At 64.0% G+C, this 2385-nt stretch carries 4 protein-coding genes; all 4 read right to left on the reverse strand.

Annotated features, from left to right (window positions below; translation table 11 throughout):
- Positions 1–191 precede the first annotated feature (191 nt).
- Positions 192–488: a MoaD/ThiS family protein gene (locus tag VLE48_01025; GenBank protein HSA91568.1), complete on the reverse strand. Its 297-nt coding sequence runs from the start codon at positions 486–488 to the stop codon at positions 192–194.
- Positions 485–1672, reverse strand: a complete 1188-nt coding sequence (locus VLE48_01030; protein ID HSA91569.1) for a sialidase family protein — start codon at positions 1670–1672, stop codon at positions 485–487. The genes VLE48_01025 and VLE48_01030 overlap by 4 nt, the downstream gene beginning before the upstream one ends.
- A gap of 63 nt (positions 1673–1735) precedes the next feature.
- Entirely contained in the window at positions 1736–2095 is a 360-nt protein-coding gene (locus tag VLE48_01035; protein HSA91570.1) for a DUF1428 domain-containing protein, read from the reverse strand.
- Between the two features lie 59 nt (positions 2096–2154).
- Positions 2155–2385: hypothetical protein (locus VLE48_01040; GenBank protein HSA91571.1), on the reverse strand; the 231-nt coding region annotated here is incomplete at its 5' end.

A 2385-nucleotide genomic window follows, 5' to 3' on the forward strand; every position in this document is an offset into this window, starting at 1 on the left:
CAGGCTCAGGGCAGGCTCCGGCAAACACGAAGGGTCGCGGTCCGCCGCCTGGCGCAGCCACGGACGATCCCAAAAGCAACCCCGAGGTCCCTCGACTTCGCCCTCCCTTCCTCCCACGCCTGCGCCGAAGAGCGTGGCGCAGACATGGGGCACGATCACAAGCATTTAAGGAGCCGGTTGGTGTGGTGCTGCTAGCCGCCGGCGATGGCGCCGACGATGAAGAAGGGTTCGGCGCCGGAGGCGACGGCAGCGGGCAAGGGTGCGTCGGGCGGTTGGTGGGAAAGATCCTCCTCGCAGGCAAAGAAACGCAGAAACGGCCGGCGCTGGAGAGTGCCGTGGTCGCGGATGGTGCCGCGCAGCATGGGGTAGCGGGTCTCGAGGGCGTCGAGGACGGAGCGCAGGGTGACTTCGCCCTCGACCTCGAGACGGAGTTCGCCGTCCACCTTGGCGAGCGTGCGCAGATGCGGCGGGAGCACGACGCGGATCATGGCAGCGTCTGCACCTCGACCGAGAGCACGGCGGGAAGATCGCGCACGATGGGAGCCCAGTTGTCGCCGGCATCGGCGGAGGCGTAGACCTGGCCGCCGGTGGTGCCGAAGTAGACGCCGCAGGGATCGAGCGCGTCGACGGCCATAGCGTCACGCAGCACGTTGACGTAACAGTTGGACTGAGGAAGGCCCTTGGTGAGAGGCTCCCATTCGTTTCCGCCGCTGCGGCTACGGTAAACGCGCAGCTTGCCTTCGAGCGGGAAATGCTCGGAATCGCTCTTGATGGGAACCACGTAGATGGTTTCGGGCTCGTGGGCGTGCACGTCGATGACGAAGCCGAAATCGGTGGGCAGGTTGCCGCTGACTTCGCGCCAGTTGTCGCCGGCGTCGTCGCTGCGCATGACGTCCCAATGCTTTTGCATGAATAGAGTCTCGGGACGAGAGCGATGCAGGGCGATGCGGTGGACGCAGTGGCCAACCTCGGCCTTGGGGTCGGGGATGTATTCCGACACCAGGCCGCGGTTGATGGGACGCCAGGATTTGCCGCCGTCGTCGGTGCGGAAAGCGCCGGCGGCGGAGATGGCGATGAACATGCGGCCGTTCTCCCTGGGGTCCAGCAGGATGGTGTGCAGGCACATGCCACCGGCGCCGGGCTGCCACTTGGGGCCGGTGCCGTGGCCGCGCAGGCCGGCGAGTTCGTGCCAGGACTTGCCGCCGTCGGCGGAGCGGAACAGGCCGGCATCTTCGATGCCGGCGTAGACGGTGTCCGGATCCTTGAGCGAGGGCTCGAGATGCCAGACGCGCTTGAACTCCCAGGGATGCTGAGTGCCGTCGTACCACTGGTGGGTGGTGAGGGGCTTGCCGGTTTCGGGCGAGGTGTCATAGACGAACTTGTTGCTCTCGCCCTTGGGGCTGCCGTCGGGGGCAGTGAGGGGTTCGCCGGGGGGCGTGCCGGGCTGATGCCAGGTCTTGCCGCCGTCATCGGAGCGCTGAATGATCTGCCCGAACCAGCCGCTGGTCTGCGAGCAGTAAAGCCGGTTGGGGTCGGCGGGAGAACCCTTGAGGTGATAGATCTCCCAGCCGGCGAAGTGCGGACCGCTGACCTCCCAGTTCTTGCGCTTGCCATCGGAGGTGAGAATGAACGCGCCCTTGCGCGTGCCTGCCAGTACCCGAATGCCGCTCATGAATCCACGCTCCTCGCTGTTTTGTTTATTGGTGCCTCTGACTCTTGTTACGGAATGCCGGGGCTAGGCATCGACCAGGACGTTGAATCCGCCGTAGGCCATGCGCTTGACGTCGAAGGGCATCTTCTTGCCGTCCATCATCGAAGCCAGGGTCGGATCCTTCATGACCTTGGCGTTGACGCGATCGCGATGGCGGCGCGACTTATATACGATGAAGGAGAAAAGCACCGTCTCGCCGGGCTTGAGCTTCATGATGCGCGGAAACGGGACCCCGAATTTCACCTTGAGGTCCTCGCCCAAGCATTCCTTGTAGTCGATTGCACCGTGCTTGCGCCACACCTTGCCCGCCGCGCGGGCCATGCGGGCGTAGGCGCGCAGATTCTTCTTCGGTACCGCCAGGACAAAACCATCCACGTAGCTCATGATTCCTCCGTCGTCGTTGAGATGCCTTCTGAGCCGCTGCTGCTGACTGCAAGACCGCCCTAGTTCAGGCGGTACTTCTGAGGTTTGGAAGGCGTCCTCCGAATGATTCTTCGGGCTTCCAAATCGAGCTTGACGGTTTCTCCGTACCAACTGATGTTGCCCGGGAACTTGCCCCGGAGGCTGCGGTTCAGTCGCTGGAATAATTCGGTGTGGGTGAGTTCCCTGCCCTCGAGGGCGGACAGAATCGCAGCCCGCACGGAGTTGTATTTCTGCTTGCTGATGTTCTTCCC

The organism is Terriglobales bacterium, from assembly GCA_035454605.1.
GTDB lineage: Bacteria > Acidobacteriota > Terriglobia > Terriglobales > Acidobacteriaceae > DATMAB01.

What these genes read in the sequence shown, in the direction of transcription:
- VLE48_01025 (HSA91568.1), bottom strand. Translation starts at nt 488, where the DNA reads ATGATCCGCGTCGTGCTCCCGCCGCATCTGCGCACGCTCGCCAAGGTG.
- VLE48_01030 (HSA91569.1), bottom strand. Translation starts at nt 1,672, where the DNA reads ATGAGCGGCATTCGGGTACTGGCAGGCACGCGCAAGGGCGCGTTCATT.
- VLE48_01035 (HSA91570.1), bottom strand. Translation starts at nt 2,095, where the DNA reads ATGAGCTACGTGGATGGTTTTGTCCTGGCGGTACCGAAGAAGAATCTG.